The following is a 15,831-nucleotide window of genomic DNA, read 5'->3' as shown; positions in this document are numbered from 1 at the left end:
CGGCGCGGACCAGCACGGTGGACGACCCGCCCGGCAGCTCGCACCACAGCGCCATCCCACCGCGGGGGACGGTGCAGCGCCAGTCCGGCAGGTGCTCGGCCAGTCCGGCCAGCAGCACGTCGCGGCCCTCGCGCAGCCGCGCCCGCTGCACCGTGAGCACCTCCTCGGCCCGGCCCAGCAGGTCGGCGACCACCAGCTGCTCCAGCACCGGCGCGCCCAGGTCGAGGCGGAGCCGGGTGCTCGCCAGCTCAGCCAGGCGGGCATCGGGGGCGCGCAGCCAGCCGACCCGCAGCCCGCCCCAGAAGCTCTTGCTGGCGCTGCCCACGGTGATCGCGTCGGGCACCCAGGCCGCGAGCGGGGCGGGGACCTCGGCGCCGTCCAGCGCCAGCTCGACCAGCGACTCGTCGACCACCGGCACCACCCGGCCGGTGCGCAGCACCCGGCCGACCTGCTCGCGCTGGTCGGGGTCCATCAGCAGCCCGGTCGGGTTGTGGAAGTCGGGGATCAGGTAGGCCGCTCGCGGCCCGACCTGGCGCACCAGCGCCGCCAGGCCCTCGACGTCCCACTCCGCCCCGGGCTGGTCGGGGCGCAGCGGGTGCGGCACCACCCGGGCCAGACCGTCGAGGGTGGCGATCGCGTTGGGATAGCTCGGGCTCTCCAGCACCACCCGGTCGCTGCGGCCGAGCAGTGTCGCACCGGCCACGGCGACCGCCGACAGCGCGCCGGTGGTGACGACCACCTGGTCGGGGCTGGTGGGAAGACCGCGGCGGGTGAACCGCTCGGCCACCGCGGCCCGCAGCACCGGCAGCCCGCTGGGGTAGTAGCCGGTGCCGGGCAGGTAGGCCCCGAGTCCGTCCAGGGCGCGGCTGTAGGCCTCGGCGACGCCGGCCGGGGCCAGCGGGGCGGTGCAGGTGAGGTCGAGGGCGACGTCGTCGACCCCGGCCGGGGTCAGCAGGTGGTCGACCCGCCCACCCGGGACGTCGGGCACCCGGGTGACGCTGCCCGAGCCGCGCCGGGTCACCAGGTAGCCCTGGGAGCGCAGCTCGGCGTAGGCGCGGGTGACCGTGGTGCGGCTCAGCCCCACCGCGCCGGTCAGCTCGCGCTCGCTGGGCAGCCGGGTGCCCACGGGCAGCCGGCCGTCCTCGACCGAGCGGCGCACCGCGGCGGCCAGTGAGCGGTAGGCCGGCGCCGGCCACGGCCCCGATCCGACGAGGGTGGCCACCCGCGGGGCGGAGATGCTGCGGTGCACGAGGCCAGTCTGTGCCAACTGGCTATTTTCGGCAAGGCCAGTGGCGAGTTGGATGGGTGCCATGACGTCCCCCTCCGCCGTCCTGGTCGACCTCGGCCCGCTGCAGCAGCTGCGCGCCGGACGGCTGCCGCGCCGGCTCACCCAGCTGGGTCTCGGCCTCGTGGTGTACGGCCTCTCCCTCGCCCTGATCATCCGCGGGGCGCTCGGGTCCGCGCCCTGGGACGTCCTGCACCAGGGCGTGGCGGGCCGGACGCCGCTCAGCCTCGGCACCGTCATCGTCGTCGTCTCGGTGCTGGTGCTGCTGGCCTGGGTGCCGCTGCGGCAGCGGCCCGGGCTGGGGACGGTCGCGAACGCGCTGCTGGTGGGGGTCGCCACCGACGTCTTCCTGGCCCTGCTCGGACCGCTGGACGGGCTGCTGCCGCGGGTGCTGGCGCTGCTCGGCGGCGTCCTGCTCAACGGCCTGGCCACCGCGGCCTACCTCGGCGCCCAGTTCGGGCCCGGGCCGCGGGACGGGCTGATGACCGGGCTGGCCCGGCGCACCGGACGCTCGGTCCGGTCGGTGCGGACCGCGCTGGAGGTGACCGTGGTGCTCCTCGGCTGGCTGCTCGGCGGCACACTGGGCCTCGGCACCGTGCTCTACGCACTGGCCATCGGCCCGCTGACCCAGGCGGCGCTGCCCTGGTTCACCGTGCGGCTCGACCCACCGGCCCGCGGCGACGGCGGCTGAGCCCGCCCCCGGGGTACCGTCCCCGGGGCCGGTGCGGTGGGATGGGCGCCATGACCAGGATCGGCTTCCACGCCTCGCACGAGCAGATCGACCCGCGCCAGCTGCTCACCGACGTCCAGCACGCCGAGCGCGCGGGGTTCCAGATGGCGATGTGCTCCGACCACCTGGCGCCGTGGAGCGAGCGGCAGGGCCACTCCGGCTACGCCTGGTCCTGGCTGGGTGCCGCGCTCGCCACCACGGGGCTCACCTTCGGCACCGTCTGCGCCCCCGGCGTCCGCTACCACCCGGCGGTGGTGGCGCAGAAGGTCGCCACCCTGGGCCAGATGTTCCCGGGACGGTTCTGGGTGGCGCTCGGCAGCGGCCAGGCCGTCAACGAGCACGTCACCGGGCAGCGCTGGCCCGCCAAGGACGTCCGCGACCGCCGGCGCGAGGAGTGCGTCGACATCATCCGCCGGCTGCTCGCCGGCGAGGAGGTCAGCGCCGACGGCCTCGTCACCGTCGACCGGGCCAGGGTGTGGGAGCGGGCCGACCCGACGCCGCTGCTCATCGCCCCGGTGGTCTCACCCGCCTCCGCCACCCGGGCGGCCGCCTGGGCCGACGGGATGGTCACCATCAACCAGCCGGTGGAGACGCTGCGCGAGCTGCTGCAGCGCTACCGCGACGCCGGCGGGCGGGGACGGACCTCGCTGCAGGTGCACCTGTCGTGGGCCGAGGACGAGGAGGAGGCCGAGCGGATCGCCGTCGAGCAGTGGCGCACCAACGTCTTCGCCGAGCCGGTCAGCTGGGACACCGAGACCCCGGCCGGGTTCGACGCCATGGCCGCCCACGTCGGAGCCGGCTCCGTCCACGGGGCCGTCCGGGTCTCGGCCTCGACCGACCAGCACGTGCAGTGGCTGGGGGAGTACGCCGAGCTGGGCTTCGACGACCTCTACCTGCACCACGTCGGGCAGAGCCAGGAACGCTTCCTCGACGTGTTCGGCGAACGCGTGCTGCCCCAGCTGGCCACCAGCGGGAGGGGCTGAGCGTGCGGATCACCGACACCTCCGACCTGTGGTGGAAGAGCGCGGTCATCTACTGCCTCGACGTCGAGACCTTCCTCGACGCCGACGGCGACGGGATCGGTGACCTGCAGGGGCTGGCGCAGCGGATCGACTACCTGGCCGAGCTCGGCATCACCTGCCTGTGGCTGATGCCGATCTACCCCAGCCCCGACCGCGACGACGGCTACGACGTCACCGACTTCTACGGTGTCGACCGCCGCCTGGGCGACCACGGCCGGCTGGTCGAGGTGGTCCGGACCGCCCACGACCGCGGCATCCGGGTCGTCGTCGACCTGCTGATCAACCACACCTCCGACCAGCACCCCTGGTTCGTCTCGGCCCGCCGGGGCCCCGACAGCCCGTTCCGCGACTACTACGTGTGGCGCGACACCGAGCCGCCGGACACCTCCAAGCAGGTGGTCTTCCCCGACGCCGAGGAGTCGATCTGGACCCGCGACGAGCAGAGCGGGCACTGGTACCTGCACCACTTCTACGCCCACCAGCCCGACCTCAACGTGGCCAACCCGGCCGTGGTGGACGAGCTGCTGCGCGCCATCGGCTTCTGGCTCGAGCTCGGCGTCGACGGGTTCCGGGTGGACGCGGTGCCGTTCTTCGTCGAGGACATCGAGACCACCGGGCACCCCACCGGCGACCCGCACGAGGTGCTGCGCACCATGCGGGCCTTCCTCGGCCGGCGCAAGGGCGACGCGGTGCTGCTCGGCGAGGTGAACCTGCCGCACGAGCAGCAGCGGGAGTACTTCGGCGGCGAGGCCGGCGACGAGCTGCACATGATGTTCGACTTCATCACCATGCAGCGCACCTACCTCGCACTGGCCCGGGCCGATGCCGGCCCGCTGGTGGAGGCGCTCACCGCCCGTCCCGCGCTGCCGCCGGGCTGCCAGTGGGCCACGTTCCTGCGCAACCACGACGAGCTCACCCTCGACAAGCTCACCGAGGAGGAGCGGCAGGAGGTCTTCGCCGCCTTCGGCCCCGAGCCGGAGATGCAGGTCTACGGTCGCGGGCTGAAGCGCCGGCTGCCGCCGATGCTGGACGGCGACCCGCGCCGGGTGCGGCTGGCCTACAGCCTGATGTTCTCCCTGCCCGGCACCCCGACGCTCTTCTACGGCGAGGAGATCGGCATGGGGGAGGACCTCGCCGCGCACGGGCGGATGGCGGTGCGAACCCCGATGCAGTGGTCCGACGGCGCCAACGGCGGGTTCTCCACCGCACCGGCCGAGCAGCTGGTGCAGGCCGTCGTCGCCGACGGCTACGGCCCGCGGTTCGTCAACGCCGCCGCCCAGCTGCACGACCCGGACTCGCTGCTCTCCTTCGTCAAGGCGCTGATCTCGGTGCGGCGCAGCTGCCCCGAGCTGGGCTGGGGGACGCTGGCGGTGGTGCCCACCGACCACCCGGCGGTGCTGGTGCACCGCTGCGACCTCGACGACTCGTCCGTGCTCGCCGTGCACAACCTGTCGGCCGACCCGGTCACCGTGCCGGTGCGGCTGGGCGGGACCGAGGACGAGCACCGCATCATCGACCTGCTCAGCCACGAGGTGGTCTCGCCCGAGGGCGAAGAGCTCGAGATGGCGCTGGCCGGCTACGGCCACCGCTGGCTGCGCATCTGCCGCGGCGCGCTGCTGTCGCTGCCCTGAGCGGCGGCGGTCGCCGGCGCGCGCTGCTCACATCGAGATGCGGACCGTCGGCCGGATCTCCAGGGTGTACTCCTCGGGCAGCAGCGCGCAGGCCTCGACCGCGGCGTCCAGGTCGGGTAGCTCGACGTCGTAGTAGCCGCCGATCATCTCCACCGTCTCGGCGAAGGGCCCCTCGGTGGTGACGACCCCGCCCTCGCGGCGACGCACCGTGGTGGCCCGGTCGGGGTCGGCCAGCGCGGCCGAGGACAGCACCTGCCCGTGCGTGCTGACGTACTGCTCGAAGGCACGGTGGCCCTCGACGTAGCGCTGGTGCACCTCCGGGGTGTAGGCGTCCTCATCGCCCTGGGTGTAGGTGATGAGGACCACGAAGCGCTGCGTGCTGGAGCTCTGCTCGGTCATGCTCGTCCTTCCGTCGGGGGTGGCGGCGCGCTCGCGCCGTCCACCACCATGACGGGCGGGGACGGCCCGGATCGACACCTTCGACCCGATTTCTGCTCGACTACGCCTTGAGCCCGCCGCTGGCGGCGAACCCGGCACCCAGCCGGCGTCCCAGCAGCAGGTAGAGCACGATCACCGGCAGCGAGTAGAAGATCGAGAACGCCGCCAGCTGGCCGTAGGCGACCTGCCCGTACTGGGAGGAGAAGGTGTACAGCGTCACCGCCGCCGGCAGCTTGTCCGGGGAGAGCAGCAGCATGAACGGGACGAAGAAGTTCCCCCACATGCTGACGAAGGTGAAGATGGTCACCACCGCGGTCGCCGGGCGCATCAGCGGCAGCACGATCGACCACAGCGTACGCAGCATCCCCGCGCCCTCGGTCCAGGCGCTCTCCTCGATCTGGATCGGCACGTCGTCCATGAAGTTCTTCATCAGGAAGATCGAGTAGGGCAGCGAGGAGGCGGCCAGGAAGAGGATCGCCCCACCCATCGAGTCGACCAGGTTGACCTGCACGAACAGCGCGTACACCGGGATCATGATCGCGGTGATCGGCAGCCCGGTGGCGAAGATGATCGTCAGCAGGAACGGCCGCTTGGCCCGTGAGCGGTAGCGCGAGAGCGGGTAGGCCGCGAGCGCGGCGGTGGCGACGGTGACCAGGGTCGCCCCGCCGCAGAGCACCACCGAGTTCAGCAGCGGACGGAACAGCGTCTCGGCGTTCCAGATCGCGGCGTAGTTGGCCAGCCCCGGCTCGGCGGGCCAGGCCACCGAGAGCGAGGCCTGGGCGTCGAAGGAGGCCAGCACCACCCACAGCAGCGGGATGCAGAAGAAGACCGTCACCACCAGCAGCGACAGGTCCGAGGCGGTGCGGACGCCGAGGGCGCGCCGTGACCTCCCCCCGCCCCGGCGGGCCGGGGACGGGGTGCCGGAGGTCGCGACGGGGTGCGGCGCGGTGTCGGTGGCGGTCACTGCTTGTCCTCCTTGGGCAGCAGACGCAGGTAGGCCAGCGAGGCCAGTGCGCCGATCAGCAGCAGCATCAGGGCGATCGCGGTGCCGTAGCCGAGCTGGCCGTAGCTGAAGGCCTGCTCGTACATGTAGAGCGGCAGGGTCTGGCTGGCATCAGCCGGGCCGCCCGCGGTCATGATCCAGATCAGCCCGAACACCGACAGCGTCTGCAGCGTGATCAGCATCAGGTTGGTGGCGATCGACTGCCGCAGCAGCGGCAGGGTGATCGTGGTGAACCGGCGCACCGGCCCGGCGCCGTCCATCTCGGCCGACTCGCGGATCTCCGGGGAGATGCCCGCCAGCGCGGCGGTGTAGATCAACATGGTGAACGCGGTGCCGCGCCAGATGTTGGCGAAGGCGACGGCCCAGATCGGGACGCTCACCAGCCAGTCCTGCGCGGGCAGCCCGATGGCGGTGAGCAGCGTGTTGAGCGAGCCCTCCTCGGCGAGGAAGGTCACCCACAGGTAGCCCGCCACCACCTCGGGCAGGATCCAGGCGGCGATCACCACCGCGCCGGTGACCGCGCGGACCACCTTGGTCGACTGCCGCATCAGCAGGGCCAGCGCCATGCCGAGCAGGTTCTGCCCGATCACCGCGGAGATGAGGGTGAACACCAGCGTGAGGAGCACGGAGTTCCAGAACGCGGGGTCGGCCAGCGCGGTGGCGAAGTTGTCCAGCCCGACCAGGGAGGTGACCGCCGCGCCCTCACCGCGCAGGGCCTCGTTGGTGAAGGCCAGGTAGACGCTGTAGACGACCGGCCCGGCCATGAAGACCAGCAGCAGCACGACCGCCGGCACCATCGGCAGCCCGCGGGCGAGGGTGCGGGTGCGTGGTGGGCGGCGCTCGGCGACGTCGGCGGGAGGGGCGGTGGTGGTCGTCATGCGCTCGCCTCCACGACCTGGTCGGGGCCGACGAGGTCGGTGACGGCGGCGTCGTATTCGGCCGCGGCCTCCTCCGGCGGGGTGCCACCGGTCATCACCTGACCCATCGCGGCCTGGATCCGGGCCGACACCTCGGGGTAGGCCGCCACCGCCGGACGGTAGATGGCGCTCTCACCCAGGTCGGTGAAGAAGTCGATGGTGGGGGAGTAGCCCTGGTAGTCGGGCTCGGCGCGGACGTCGGCGCGGATCGTCACCTGGTTGTCGGCCAGCGCCATCGACAGCGCGTTCTCGGTGGTCATCATCTGCTGCAGCACCTCCCAGGCCAGGTCGGTCTTGGTGGACAGCGCGGGGAAGGCCCAGGACCAGCCGCCGGCCAGGGTGACGAAGTCGACCTCCCCGGGCGCCCACGGGTTCGGTGCGCCGGTCTGGGTGGGCATGGTCGCCAGCTGCAGGGTCGGCCACCACTCGGGCCACTCCCCGGCCGCGCCGGCGCCCCAGTTCTGGCTGATCCAGCTGCCGTCGAGGTTGATCCCGAGCTGGCCCTCGGGCAGCCAGCTGTTGTAGATGGTGTCGCCGATGTTGGGGTTGAGCGCGTCGCCCAGGCTGGGCGCCAGCCCCTCGGTGTAGACGGTCTGGATCAGCTGCAGGGCGTCCACGAATCCCTGCCCGCCGACCACCCACTTCTGGCTGGCCTCGTCGAACAGGGTGGTCTGGGTGCCGTACAGCAGCATCTCGAAGCCCTGCATGCTGGCCTTCTCGCCCTGCGGCTCGCCGGAGAAGATGTTGAGCGGGACGACGTCGGGCACCCGCTCCTTGATCTGGCGGGCGGCCGCCAGCAGGTCCTCCCAGCTGCCGGGCTGCCAGGGCTGCTCGATGCCGGCGGCCTCGAACACGCCGGTGTGGTACCACAGCGCGCGGGTGTCGGTGTGGGTCGGGACGGCGTACACCTTGCCGTCGGTGTAGGTGACGGCCTGCTGCGACGGGGCGGTCAGCTCCTCCCAGACCGGCCAGCCGCGGACCAGCTCGTCGATCGGACGCAGGTAGCCCGCGGCCACGTCGGACTTGAGGATGAAGGTGTCCTCGTAGACCAGGTCGGGGGTGACGTTCGGGGAGGACATCATCAGCTCGTTCTTGGTGAAGTAGTCCGCCTCGGCCGCCACCAGCGGCACCAGCTCGATGGTGATGTCGGGACGCTGGCTGCTCAGCTGCTGCACCACCCGCAGCAGGTGGTCGCGCATCACCGTCCCCGAGCCGAACTGCTGGTACTGGATGCGCACCGTGTTCGGGTCGGGGGCCGAGCCGCACGCGGCCAGCCAGGGAACGGCCACCAGGGTGCCGCCGACGGCCCTGATCAGGCTCCGGCGGGAGAGCCCGGGGCTCCTTCTTCGTCCTGCCATCTCGCACCTTCCCGTGCGCCCCCCGGCAGCCTCGCCCGGCGGGTCACGACATCGTGATCAGCTCGATCGATTGGGCCCACCGTAGCCGGGTGCCGCCGTGGCCCCGGCCCACCCCCCGGGGCTCAGGCGTCCGGGGCGGGGATGGTATGGGCGGCGGTGCGCCGGACCAGCCGGGCCTGCCAGGGCGTCTCGACCGCGCGGCGGTCCCAGCGTTCCCGCACCCAGGCGACGGCACCGTCGGCCGGGACGCCGTCGAGCACGGCCAGGCAGGCCAGTGCGGTCCCGGTGCGCCCGCGACCACCGGTGCAGGCCACCTCGACCCGCTCGGCGCCAGCACGGCGGCGGGCGGCCGCGAGGGCGTCGAGGAGCTCGCCCTCGTCGGTGGGCAGCCAGAGGTCGGGCCAGCGCACCCAGCGCACCTCGAACGGACGGGCCGGCGGTCGGCGTCCGGCCAGCCGGATGCTCAGGTGCGGCACCGGGTCGTCGGGCTGGCGGGTGGAGCGTCCCCGGACCACGAGCCCCGAGGGCAGCCGCAGCAGACCGGGGGTCTGCGGCGGCCAGGGTGCGGACACGGCCCGAGCCCAGGTCGGGTGGTCGCCCGGTCCGGTGGGACGGGCGGTGGGTGTGAGAGCGTGACCGGGTGACTGAGCCACTGGTGGAGCGGATGCGGGCCTTCCGGTCGACGGTGTTCGCCGAGATGACGCAGCTGGCGACCGCGACCGGGGCGATCAACCTCGGCCAGGGTTTCCCGGACACCGACGGGCCGGAGGAGGTGCTCGAGACCGCCGCCCGGGCCGTCCGCGACGGCGTCAACCAGTACCCGCCGGCGCTGGGCCACACGGTGCTGCGGGAGGCGGTCTGCGCGCACCAGGAGGCCTGGTACGGGCTGCGCTACGACCCCGCGACGGAGGTGCTCGTCACCACCGGGGCCACCGAGGCGGTGGCGGCCAGCCTGCTCGCGCTGTGCGACCCGGGTGACGAGGTGGTCGCCCTCGACCCGACCTACGACTCCTACGCCGCGGCGGTGGCGATGGCCCACGGCGTGCTGCGCCCGGTGACCCTGCGCGCGCCCGACTTCGCCCTCGACGTCGAGGCGCTGCGGGCGGCGGTGACGGAGCGGACCCGGGTGCTGCTGGTCAACTCCCCGCACAACCCGACCGGCCGGGTGCTCACCGAGGAGGAGCTGCGGGCGCTGGCCGAGGTGGCCGTCGAGCACGACCTGTGGGTGGTCTGCGACGAGGTGTACGAGCACCTCACCTTCGACGGGCGTCCGCACCTGCCGCTCGCCGGCTTCCCCGGGATGCGGGAGCGGACCGTCCAGGTCTCCTCGGCCGGCAAGACGTTCTCGGTCACCGGCTGGAAGATCGGCTGGGTGTGCGCGCCGGCGCCGCTGGTACGGGCGGTCAACACGGTCAAGCAGTTCACCACCTTCTCCGGTGGCGCGCCGTTCCAGCCGGCGGTGGCGGTCGGGCTCGGGCTGCCGCCGGAGCGGTTGCACGCCATCCGGGACCGGCTGCAGGCCGGCCGTGACCTGCTGGTGCAGGGCCTGCAGGCGGCGGGTCTGCAGACGCTGGGCGCGGAGGGCACCTACTTCGTCAACGTCGACATCGCCTCGATCGGGGAGACCGACGGGATCGCGTTCTGCCGCTCGCTGCCCGAGCGGGCCGGCGTGGTGGCCGTCCCGAGCCAGGTGTTCCACGCCGACCCCGACTCCGCCCGCACCCTGGTCCGCTTCGCCTTCTGCAAGCGTCCGGAGGTGCTGGCCGAGGCCGCCGAGCGGCTGGCCCGCCTCTGACGTCGCCAGAACCTGTTCATGGCGTCCCTTCGGGCCCGTGGTGGACCTGAGCGGACGCCATGAGCACTTTCCGGCGGTGCTCGCCCCGCCGCAGGATCTCCGTGAGCGCCTGCCGGGTGGCCTCCCAGTCCAGGAAGACCTGCTCCCAGCTGACCCGGGTCACCACGTATCCGAGGCGTTGCAGCTCGAGGTCGCGGCGCCGGTCCCTGGCGTAGCTCTCGACGCCGGTGTGGTGGGCGACGCTGTCGCACTCGACCACCCACCGGTCGCCCACGAGCAGGTCGACCCGACCCACGCCCCGGATCGTCACCTGCGCCCGGACCCGGACGCGCCGGCTCTCCAGCCACCGCCGCACCCGGGTCTCCGTCCCGGACTGGGCGTCCCCGCGGAGACGTGAGAGCGACGTCCGGGGCTTGAACGGCAGACGACCGACGACGTCGGCCACCCCCGCCGCGTCGAGGATGCCGAGGTTCCACGCCGACTCGAGCAGGATCGCCGCCGTCTCCGTCCCGGCGCAGCGCAGCGAGTGCTGCAGCAGCAGCGGTACCGGAGCGATCGGGCTGCGGTCGGGCCAGCAGCGCGGTTCCGGCCGGTGCCCCCACCACGGAGGAGGGGGCGTGTCGCACCCCCGCCGGACGTAGACGTGCACACCCTCGAAGGGTGGCGTCCACAGCCCGACCGCCTTCGCGGCGCTGAGGCAGGTCAGCCGCGCGCCGCGGGACAGCGCGCTGACGACATCGGGCGACCCCGCGCCGGAGACGAGCCAGCCGCCACCGATCCGGCGGTAGGCACCGCCGGCCACCAGGGCCTCGAGCTCACGCCGGGGCAGACCCATCCCGAGCAGGGTGCCGGCCTTGACGACGTCGGGGATCCGCACCGATCCATGTCAGCACGGGCCGACCACCGTGCCCGGGGTTGTGCACAGGGCAGATGCTCACGCCGGAACCTGTCGATGGCGTCCGATCGGCTCCGATACCGGCCCGTCGGGACGCTATGGACAGGTTCTGGCGGTCAGGCCCGCTGGCGGGAGATCTCGTACAGCGCGATCCCGGCGGCGACGCCGGCGTTCAGCGACTCCACCCCCGGGGCGGGGATCGACACCAGCACGTCGCAGGTCTGGCGGGCCAGCCGCGACAGGCCCTCGCCCTCGCTGCCGACCACCAGCACCAGCGGCTCGGACGCCCCGGGCAGCTCGGCGATGTCGGTCTCGGCCTCCCCGTCCAGTCCGGCCAGCGTGAAGCCGGCGTCGGCGAAGGCCTTGAGGCTGCGGTTGAGGTTGGTGGCCCGGGCTATCGGGATCCGCGCCGCGGCGCCGGCCGAGGTCTTCCAGGCCGCGGCGGTCATCCCGGCCGCGCGACGCTCGGGGATCAGCACGCCGGTGGCGCCGAAGGCCGCGGCCGAGCGGACCACCGCCCCGAGGTTGCGCGGATCGGTGACCTGGTCCAGCGCGACCACGAGGGCCGACGGGCCCTGGTCGAGCGCGGCGGCCAGCAGGTCGTCGGGGTGGGCGTAGGTGAACTCGGGCAGCTGCAGCGCCACCCCCTGGTGCACCGCGCCGCCGGTGTGGCGGTCCAGCTCGGCGCGGGTGACCTGCAGCATCGCCAGCCCGCGGTCGGCGGTGATCTTGAGGATGTCGCGCAGGCGGTCGTCGCGCTCGGCACCCTCGGCCACGTAGGCGGTCTTGACCGGGATGCCGGCGTGCAGCGCCTCGAGCACCGGGTTGCGTCCGGCCACCCACTCCGCCCCGGCGCCGGGACGCCCGGTCCGCGCGGCCGGCTTGGCCGGACGTCCGGACCCCCGCCGCTGCGCCTCCTGCTTGGCCTTGTACGCCTTGTGGTAGGGGCGGTCCTCGGCCTTCGGCGTCGGACCCTTGCCGCGCAGCGTGCGCCGGCCCTTGCCGCCGCTGCCGACCGCGGTGGTGCGACCTCTGGAGCCGGCGTTCCGGCGTTGGCTGTTCCCGGGCATCAGGGGCGCTCCTTCGCAGCGAGCGACCACTCCGGGCCGCTGGGGGTGTCGGTGATCGCGACCCCGGCCGCGGCCAGGGAGTCGCGGACGGCGTCGGCGGTGGCGAAGTCGCGGGCCTCCCGGGCCCGGGCACGCTGCTCCAGCAGCGAGGACACCAGCGCGTCCACCACCGGGGTGAGGTCGGAGGAGGAGTCGCCCCACACCGGGTCGTCGGCCCGCAGCCCGAGGACGTCCAGCATCGCCAGCACCGCGCCGAGGCGGGCCCGCGCCTGCTCGGTGTCGCCGGCGTCCAGGGCGGTGTTGCCCTCCCGCACCGCACCGTAGAGGACGGCCAGCGCGCCCGGGGTGCCCAGGTCGTCGTCCATCGCGGTCACGAACGCCTCCGGCAGCTCGGCCGTCGCCTCCCCGACCGCCTTGGCGGCCCGGTCGACGAAGGTGTCGATCCGGGCGAGGGCGGCCGAGGCCTCGGCCAGCGAGGTGTCGGAGAACTCGATCTGGGAGCGGTAGTGCGGGCCGGCGAGGTAGAAGCGGACCGCCCGCGGCGGGTAGCTCTTCGTGACCTCCGAGACCAGCGCCCCGTTGCCCAGCGACTTGCTCATCTTCTCCCCGGCCGCGGTGACCCAGGCGTTGTGCATCCACCAGCGGGCGAACGGGCGCCCGGCGGCACGGGACTGGGCGAGCTCGTTCTCGTGGTGGGGGAAGCGCAGGTCGAGCCCGCCGCCGTGGATGTCGAACTCCTCGCCCAGGTACTTGCCGGCCATCGCCGAGCACTCCAGGTGCCAGCCGGGACGTCCGCGACCCCACGGCGTCGGCCAGGACGCGGTCAGCGGCTCGGACGGCTTGTGGCCCTTCCACAGCGCGAAGTCGCGGGGGTCGCGCTTGCCGCGCGGGTCGGCGTCGGCGGCCGGCTCCATGTCCTCCACCCGCTGCCCGGACAGCTCGCCGTAGGACGGCCAGGAGCGGACGTCGAAGTAGACGTCGCCCGAGCCGTCCTCGGCGACGTAGGCGTGGCCGCGCTGCAGCAGCACCTCGATCAGCTCGACCATCTCCGGCACGTGCCCGGTGGCCCGCGGCTCGTAGGTGGGCGGGAGGCAGCCGAGCGCGGCGTAGGCGTCGTGCAGCTCGCGCTCGAAGCGGTAGGCGTGGGCGAACCAGGGCACCCCGGCGGCCGCGGACTTGGTGAGGATCTTGTCGTCGATGTCGGTGACGTTGGCGATCACCGTGACGTCGTAGCCGTGCCAGCCGAGCCAGCGCCGCAGCACGTCGAAGACCACCTCCTTGCGGATGTGGCCCAGGTGCGGCGAGGCCTGCACGGTGAGCCCGCAGTGGTAGATCGACACCTGGCCCTCGCGCAGGGGCACGAAGTCACGGATCTCGGCGGTGGCGGTGTCGTAGAGGCGGAGACTCACCCGCGCAGCCTACTGGGCGGCGCCCGACGCGGCCCAGCTCAGCGCCTCAGCGCGGAGACGGCGACGTCGGCCAGGTGGCGGTAGGCCTCGGCGTCGGTGAGCCCGGTGGCCTGCTGCAGCTCCCCGCTGCCGATCCGGCGCATGGTGGCGGCCACCACCTCGGCGACGAAGAACGCGTGCACGTCGCGGAACTCCCGCGCCCCGATGCCCTCGGCGATCAGCTCGCGGACGCGCTTGGTGGCGAGCTGGGTGTTGAGCTCGTAGATCTCCGCCGCGGGGGTGAAGGCGCTGACGTCGGCCATGAACTGCCGGCTCGCGGGGGAGAGCGCCGTCGCCACCTCCTCCAGGTAGCGGGTCAGCCGGCGGGCGGGGGAGCGGCTGCGCCGGGTGGCCTGCTCCACCTGCTCGGCGGCGCTGCGGAAGAAGAGCCGCACGGTGCGGGTGACCAGCTGCTCCTTGCTCGGAGCCAGCGCGTACAGGGTGCGCTTGGAGCAGCCGAGGCGGACGGCGAGGTCGTCGACGGTGAGGTGGGCGAACCCCTCGGCCAGCACCAGCTCCAGCAGCGCGGTCTCCAGCTGGGACTGGCGCCGGGTCAGCGGGCGCAGCGGGTTCACGGCACCTCCCGGGATCGGCACACTCAGAGCGGTACTACAGTACGCTCGGCCGTACCGCTCGACGTCGAGCGTCCAGAACCGGAGGAACCATGCCCGTCGACCGTCTGCTGCCCACCGAGGAGGCCGCCGACATCGTCGCCGAGGTCGCCGGCTTCGCCCGCGCGGAGCTGGCGCCGCGGGCCGCCAAGGCCGAGGAGGTCGGGGAGTTCCCGCGTGAGCTGGTGGCCCAGCTGGGCGAGATGGGGGTCTTCGCGCTTCCCCACGAGGAGCGTTGGGGCGGGCTGGAGCAGCCCTACGAGGTGTACCTGCAGGTGCTGGAGGAGATCGCCGCCGCCTGGTTCACCGTCGGGGTGAGCGTGTCCGTGCAGGGGATGACCTGCCTGGCGCTGGCCACCGAGGGCACCGATGAGCAGCGCGAGCGGCTGCTGCCCGCCATGATCGGCGGCGGGCTGCTCGGCGCGTACGCGCTGTCGGAGGCCCAGGCCGGCTCCGATGTCAGCGCGATGCGCACCCGGGCGGTCCGCGACGGCGACGACTACGTCCTCGACGGCTCCAAGAGCTGGATCACCCACGGCGACGTCGCCGACTACTACACCCTGTTCGCCCGGACCAGCCCCGGGCACCGCGGCGTCTCGACGTTCCTGGTGCCGGCCGACGCCGAGGGCATCAGCACCGGGGCCCGCGAGCGGAAGATGGGGATGACCGCCTCGCCGACCACCGCGGTCCACCTGGACGGGGTGCGGATCGCCGCCGACCGCCGCATCGGTGCGGAGGGCGAGGGCATCCGCATCGCGCTGGAGTCGCTGGACTCCGGCCGGCTCGGCATCGCCGCCTGCGCCACCGGACTCGCCCAGGCGGCGCTGGACGCGTGCGTGGCCCACGCCGAGCAGCGTGAGCAGTTCGGCCGGCCGGTCGCCTCCTTCCAGGGCATGCAGTTCCTGCTCGCCGACATGGCCGCGGCCGTCGACACCGCCCGCGCCACCTACCTGATGGCGGCCCGCAAGCGCGACGCCGGACGCCCCTTCAGCCGCGACGCGGCGGTGGCGAAGCTGCACTGCACGGACGCGGCGATGAAGGTCACCACCGACGCCGTGCAGGTGCTCGGCGGCTACGGCTACACCCGCGACTTCCCGCTGGAGCGCTACATGCGCGAGGCGAAGGTGGCCCAGATCTTCGAGGGCACCAACCAGATCCAGCGCCTGGTGGTGGCCCGGCACCTGCTCCGGCGCAGCTCGCGGCCCCGGCAGCGCTCCTCCTGACCTCAGCGCGGCCGCAGGGTGGCGGTGACGCTGCGGCCGTGGTGCTGGTGGACGTCCACGGTGAGCCGGGTGCCGCCGTCGACCGGGGTGGCCCGGACCCGGCGGTCGGAGCGGACCAGCCGCAGCGACCCCTCCAGCACCAGCTCGACCCGGTCGCGGCTGGTGGTGGGGTCGGCCACGGCGACGACCGTCTCCGCACCGCTGCGGCGCACCAGCACCGAGGCCGGACCGTCCACGCGGACGCCGCCGGCCTGCTGGGGACCGGCGCCGAAGGTGTTCACCGCGGTCAGCCCGGTGCCGGTGTGCTGCACCGCCTGCAGCGCGGTCGTGTTGGCCAGCACCCGCAGCGCGCCGCCGGACGTCCCCGACCCGCTCGCGTAGGCGTCGAGCGCCGCGGCGTCCGCG

16 protein-coding genes are annotated in these 15,831 nt (G+C 73.5%); 5 read left to right on the top strand and 11 right to left on the bottom strand.

Going from position 1 to position 15,831, the window contains the following annotated elements:
- On the bottom strand, window positions 1-1,249 hold a 1,249-nt coding region (gene yczR, locus DVA66_RS07330), incomplete at its 3' end, for a MocR-like transcription factor YczR (protein ID WP_198671561.1).
- Between the two features lie 61 nt (window positions 1,250-1,310).
- Here yczR and yczE point away from each other — a divergent pair.
- From yczE to DVA66_RS07315, 3 genes are read left to right on the top strand one after another with little or no spacing between them, the layout of a single operon-like run.
- Window positions 1,311-1,976, top strand: coding sequence for a membrane protein YczE (gene yczE, locus DVA66_RS07325; protein ID WP_114559485.1), 666 nt, complete (start codon window positions 1,311-1,313; stop codon window positions 1,974-1,976).
- Window positions 1,977-2,026: 50 nt separating this feature from the next.
- On the top strand, window positions 2,027-2,998 hold the full coding sequence (locus DVA66_RS07320) for a TIGR03885 family FMN-dependent LLM class oxidoreductase (protein WP_114559484.1): 972 nt from the start codon (window positions 2,027-2,029) through the stop codon (window positions 2,996-2,998).
- A gap of 2 nt (window positions 2,999-3,000) precedes the next feature.
- Window positions 3,001-4,668: an alpha-amylase family protein gene (locus DVA66_RS07315; protein WP_114559482.1), complete on the top strand. Its 1,668-nt coding sequence runs from the start codon at window positions 3,001-3,003 to the stop codon at window positions 4,666-4,668.
- Between the two features lie 27 nt (window positions 4,669-4,695).
- Here the strand turns inward: DVA66_RS07315 and DVA66_RS07310 are convergent, their stop codons facing one another.
- From DVA66_RS07310 to DVA66_RS07290, 5 genes are all read right to left on the bottom strand, one after another.
- Complete coding sequence (locus DVA66_RS07310) at window positions 4,696-5,067, bottom strand: YciI family protein (protein ID WP_114559481.1); 372 nt, start codon at window positions 5,065-5,067, stop codon at window positions 4,696-4,698.
- 100 nt (window positions 5,068-5,167) lie between these two features.
- Window positions 5,168-6,070, bottom strand: a complete 903-nt coding sequence (locus DVA66_RS07305) for a carbohydrate ABC transporter permease (protein WP_114559480.1) — start codon at window positions 6,068-6,070, stop codon at window positions 5,168-5,170.
- Window positions 6,067-6,987, bottom strand: a complete 921-nt coding sequence (locus DVA66_RS07300; protein ID WP_114559479.1) for a carbohydrate ABC transporter permease — start codon at window positions 6,985-6,987, stop codon at window positions 6,067-6,069. Before DVA66_RS07300 ends, DVA66_RS07305 begins: the two co-directional genes overlap by 4 nt.
- Entirely contained in the window at window positions 6,984-8,384 is a 1,401-nt protein-coding gene (locus DVA66_RS07295; protein ID WP_114559478.1) for a type 2 periplasmic-binding domain-containing protein, read from the bottom strand. The genes DVA66_RS07300 and DVA66_RS07295 overlap by 4 nt, the downstream gene beginning before the upstream one ends.
- Window positions 8,385-8,506: 122 nt before the next feature.
- Complete coding sequence (locus DVA66_RS07290) at window positions 8,507-8,956, bottom strand: protein-tyrosine phosphatase family protein (protein WP_114559477.1); 450 nt, start codon at window positions 8,954-8,956, stop codon at window positions 8,507-8,509.
- Window positions 8,957-9,024: 68 nt separating this feature from the next.
- On the opposite strand from DVA66_RS07290, the gene DVA66_RS07285 reads away from it, so the two are divergent.
- Entirely contained in the window at window positions 9,025-10,179 is a 1,155-nt protein-coding gene (locus DVA66_RS07285) for a pyridoxal phosphate-dependent aminotransferase (protein ID WP_198671559.1), read from the top strand.
- Window positions 10,180-10,195: 16 nt separating this feature from the next.
- Here DVA66_RS07285 and DVA66_RS07280 read toward each other — a convergent pair whose 3' ends face one another.
- The 4 genes from DVA66_RS07280 to DVA66_RS07265 all read right to left on the bottom strand — a co-directional run bounded on the left by DVA66_RS07280 (window position 10,196) and on the right by DVA66_RS07265 (window position 14,167).
- A complete protein-coding gene (locus tag DVA66_RS07280; RefSeq protein ID WP_114559476.1) occupies window positions 10,196-11,056 on the bottom strand; it encodes an endonuclease domain-containing protein in 861 nt (286 codons plus the stop codon).
- A 134-nt stretch (window positions 11,057-11,190) separates the two neighbouring features.
- Window positions 11,191-12,144 (bottom strand): 23S rRNA (guanosine(2251)-2'-O)-methyltransferase RlmB, encoded by a 954-nt coding sequence (gene rlmB / locus DVA66_RS07275; RefSeq protein ID WP_114559475.1) that lies wholly within the window; start codon window positions 12,142-12,144, stop codon window positions 11,191-11,193.
- On the bottom strand, window positions 12,144-13,553 hold the full coding sequence (gene cysS, locus DVA66_RS07270; protein WP_114559474.1) for a cysteine--tRNA ligase: 1,410 nt from the start codon (window positions 13,551-13,553) through the stop codon (window positions 12,144-12,146). Before cysS ends, rlmB begins: the two co-directional genes overlap by 1 nt.
- Before the next feature lie 38 nt (window positions 13,554-13,591).
- The gene (locus DVA66_RS07265; RefSeq protein ID WP_114559473.1) at window positions 13,592-14,167 is read right to left on the bottom strand and encodes a TetR/AcrR family transcriptional regulator; all 576 of its coding nucleotides are present in this window, start codon (window positions 14,165-14,167) and stop codon (window positions 13,592-13,594) included.
- 89 nt (window positions 14,168-14,256) lie between these two features.
- Here DVA66_RS07265 and DVA66_RS07260 point away from each other — a divergent pair, with 89 nt between their 5' ends.
- The gene (locus DVA66_RS07260; RefSeq protein WP_114559472.1) at window positions 14,257-15,426 is read left to right on the top strand and encodes an acyl-CoA dehydrogenase family protein; all 1,170 of its coding nucleotides are present in this window, start codon (window positions 14,257-14,259) and stop codon (window positions 15,424-15,426) included.
- A gap of 2 nt (window positions 15,427-15,428) precedes the next feature.
- Here the strand turns inward: DVA66_RS07260 and DVA66_RS07255 are convergent.
- Window positions 15,429-15,831: polysaccharide lyase beta-sandwich domain-containing protein (locus DVA66_RS07255; protein ID WP_232821818.1), on the bottom strand; the 403-nt coding region annotated here is incomplete at its 5' end.

It is taken from the genome of Desertihabitans aurantiacus, from assembly GCF_003344635.1.
Taxonomy (GTDB): Bacteria; Actinomycetota; Actinomycetes; order Propionibacteriales; family Propionibacteriaceae; genus Desertihabitans; species Desertihabitans aurantiacus.
The sequence above is the reverse complement of the archived record's forward strand: the minus strand, read 5'-3'. Positions and strand labels throughout refer to the sequence as shown.

Excerpts from the sequence above, each read along its gene's own strand:
- yczE (WP_114559485.1), top strand. The coding sequence starts at position 1,311 with ATGACGTCCCCCTCCGCCGTCCTGGTCGACCTCGGCCCGCTGCAGCAG.
- DVA66_RS07320 (WP_114559484.1), top strand. The coding sequence starts at position 2,027 with ATGACCAGGATCGGCTTCCACGCCTCGCACGAGCAGATCGACCCGCGC.
- DVA66_RS07310 (WP_114559481.1), bottom strand. The coding sequence starts at position 5,067 with ATGACCGAGCAGAGCTCCAGCACGCAGCGCTTCGTGGTCCTCATCACC.
- DVA66_RS07300 (WP_114559479.1), bottom strand. The coding sequence starts at position 6,987 with ATGACGACCACCACCGCCCCTCCCGCCGACGTCGCCGAGCGCCGCCCA.
- DVA66_RS07295 (WP_114559478.1), bottom strand. The coding sequence starts at position 8,384 with ATGGCAGGACGAAGAAGGAGCCCCGGGCTCTCCCGCCGGAGCCTGATC.
- rlmB (WP_114559475.1), bottom strand. The coding sequence starts at position 12,144 with ATGCCCGGGAACAGCCAACGCCGGAACGCCGGCTCCAGAGGTCGCACC.
- DVA66_RS07260 (WP_114559472.1), top strand. The coding sequence starts at position 14,257 with ATGCCCGTCGACCGTCTGCTGCCCACCGAGGAGGCCGCCGACATCGTC.